Genomic DNA, 2,795 nt, shown 5'->3' on the forward strand with positions numbered 1-2,795 from the left:
TACATTTCCAGGGAGCAGGTCAAGATCACCCCATCACACAGGGTTATCGGACGTGTCCACCTTGCGATATCAGACCTGCCCGTCAATGCTCGGGAGAAAGCCACCGGACGTCACTTCTCCAGAAGGCGTGCCCCGACACCTTGGGCGCCCAGTTGATCGTCTGGATTGCGCAGCGGACAGTCGGCTAATGAGAGGCACCCGCATCCGATACAGCGGTCCATATCGTTACGAAGCTGCAGCAGGCTGTTGATCCGCTCGTCGATCAGCGCTTGCCAAGTCGCCGTCAGTCGGCTCCAGTCGTCCTTGTTCAATGCTTGGTCTATGGGGATGGCGGACAGATAATCCCTGATAACGGCCAATGGGATGCCTGCCCGCTGGGCGATCCGTATGACAGCGACCCGCCGCAAAACGAAGCGCGGATAGCGGCGCTGGTTTCCCTCTGTACGCCATCCTTCAATCAGGCCCTTGGCCTCATAGAAGTGGATGGTCGACACGGCAACGCCGCTCCGCTTCGCCACCTCTCCCACCGTCAGCGGATCAAACGCGCGCTTCTGCATTGTCGATATCGCAACCTCCAGGCAGGTACTGTACACAAGAACCACCTTGACCTCAACTATTGTTGAGGTTTTATAAGCGATGTCGGCCTGCTCACAGGACAGGCTGCCGGCGGCGTTGTTGCCGGCCCCTTCATCTGGAGCCGACATGTCCACGACCAGTAGCCGTCCGACCGATCTTCCCCGTCGCAGAATTGCCCTGCTGATCGTGGCCGTCACCCTTATCCTTGTTGCCGGTGGGCTATTCACGTGGCGGCAGGCGCGGCTCGCCGCATCCGCCGCCGGCTATGCTCCGCCGCCGGTGGAGGTCTCTGCCATCCATGTCGAACCAGAAACTTTGCCGCGCGCACTGACTGCTATCGGTTCACTCCAGGCCGTGCAGGAAGTGATGCTTGCGACCGAGGTTCCGGGTCGGGTGGTTGCAATTCGCTTCGAGGCTGGCCAGGAAATAGACGCTTCGGCACCGATCATCCAATTATTCGACGGGCCGGAACGCGCCGACCGCGCCGCCGCTGCCGCTCGCCTGAAATTCGCTGGAATCCAGCATGAACGGTCCCGCAGTCTCGCGCCTACTGGTGCGGAGCCCCGCCAATTATTGCAACAGCGCGAAGCGGAACTGGCCCAGGCCCAGGCGGCACTTCAGCAGATCGAGGCTCGGATCGCGCAGAAAGCCGTACATGCGCCCTTCGCCGGCCAGATCGGTATCCGGCGCGTCAATCTGGGCCAGTATGTAAATGCCGGTGATCCGATTGCAACCCTCACTGCGCTTGACCAACTGCATGTCAATTTCAGCGTGCCGCAGCAGCACCTGTCCAAGTTGCGGATGGGTGGGGAGGTGCAGGTGCGCAGCGACGCCGCGCCTGGCCTCGCCTTCACGGCCCGGATCAATGCCATCGATCCGGTGGTCGCCGCCGACACGCGCAACATCGCCGTCCAGGCGATCATGCAGAACCCGGACAGGGTGCTGCGGCCGGGTCTTTATGCCACGGTGGATATCGTGCAGCCCCCGCGGGACGGCGCGATCCTGGTGCCGACCACGGCGATCCAAACCTCAGCCTCCGGGGACAGCGTCTTTGTCATCAAGGATGGCAAAGCCTTGCTGGTTCCCGTGCATACGGACGGGGAGGTTGGCGAACGCACCGTCGTGGAAAGCGGGCTCGCGGCCGGTTCCCTCGTGGTTACTACCGGCCAGCTTCGCCTGCAGCCCGGTGCGGCCGTTGCGCTGGCTCCCGCTGCCACTGGCGATCAGTAAGGAGAGGTGTCATGCATTTCACGGACCTGTTCATCCGCAGACCCATCCTGTCTGTCGTCGTCAGCCTGCTGATCTTCCTTGTCGGTGTCACGGCGCTGTTCGGCTTGCCGATCCGCCAGTATCCGAACCTGGAAAGTGCCACCATCACGGTGGAAACCCGTTTCCCCGGAGCCACTCAGGAGGTGATGCAGGGCTTCGTCACCCAGCCCATTGCCCAGTCCATCGCCACGGCCAGCGGCATCGAGTATCTGACATCGATTTCCACCATGGGCCGCAGCCAGGTGAAGGCCAAGCTGGTGCTGAATGCCGATTCCGACCGCGCATTGACGGAGATCTTGGCCAAAGTCCAGCAGGTTAAGTACCGGCTGCCGGAAGGTGCCTTCGATCCCGTGGTCGCCAAAATTACCGATGGTGCATCGGCAGTGCAATACATCGCCTTTACAAGCGACCAGCACAGCCCCGCACAGCTTACCGACTTCGTCACTCGGGTCGCCCAGCCAATGTTCACCTCCATCCGGGGCGTCGCATCGGTCGATACGTTCGGCGGCAGCGGGCTGGCGATGCGGGTCTGGATCGATCCGGTGAAGATGGCGGCGCGCGGCCTGGCCGCCTCAGACATCGCGATGGTATTGCGTGCCAACAATGTCCAGGCGGCGCCTGGACAGCTCAATGGCGGCCTCACCATCACGGACATCACCGCCACCACCGATCTACGCAGCCTGGACGATTTCCGCGACATGGTCATCAAGACCGGCGATGAGGGACTGGTGCGGCTGCGGGATATCGCGACGGTGGAGATCGGAGCGCAGAATTACGACAGCTCCGCCGCGTCGGACGGCAAGCGCGGCGTCATCGTGGCCCTGACCCCCACGCCTGACGGCAATCCGCTGGAGATCGTGAAGGGGGCGAATTCGCTGATCCCGGTGATCCAGAAATCCGCACCGCCGGGCGTGGAGGTGCGCAGCACTTTCGACGTGGCCCATTTCGTC

General features: G+C 62.4%; 3 protein-coding genes. 2 read left to right on the forward strand and 1 reads right to left on the reverse strand.

Annotated elements, in window-relative coordinates; genetic code table 11:
• Positions 1–110 precede the first annotated feature (110 nt).
• Positions 111–704 (reverse strand): redox-sensitive transcriptional activator SoxR, encoded by a 594-nt coding sequence (gene soxR / locus ACM9LZ_RS25660; protein WP_416622345.1) that lies wholly within the window; start codon positions 702–704, stop codon positions 111–113.
• On the opposite strand from soxR, the gene ACM9LZ_RS25665 reads away from it, so the two are divergent.
• Positions 703–1,806: an efflux RND transporter periplasmic adaptor subunit gene (locus ACM9LZ_RS25665; protein ID WP_416622343.1), complete on the forward strand. Its 1,104-nt coding sequence runs from the start codon at positions 703–705 to the stop codon at positions 1,804–1,806. The two genes, soxR and ACM9LZ_RS25665, sit on opposite strands and share 2 nt — an antisense overlap.
• An 11-nt stretch (positions 1,807–1,817) precedes the next feature.
• Positions 1,818–2,795 (forward strand): efflux RND transporter permease subunit (locus tag ACM9LZ_RS25670; protein ID WP_416622344.1); only part of this gene is annotated, 978 nt, incomplete at its 3' end.

The organism is Niveispirillum fermenti, from assembly GCF_048066175.1.
Classification (GTDB): domain Bacteria; phylum Pseudomonadota; class Alphaproteobacteria; order Azospirillales; family Azospirillaceae; genus Niveispirillum; species Niveispirillum fermenti.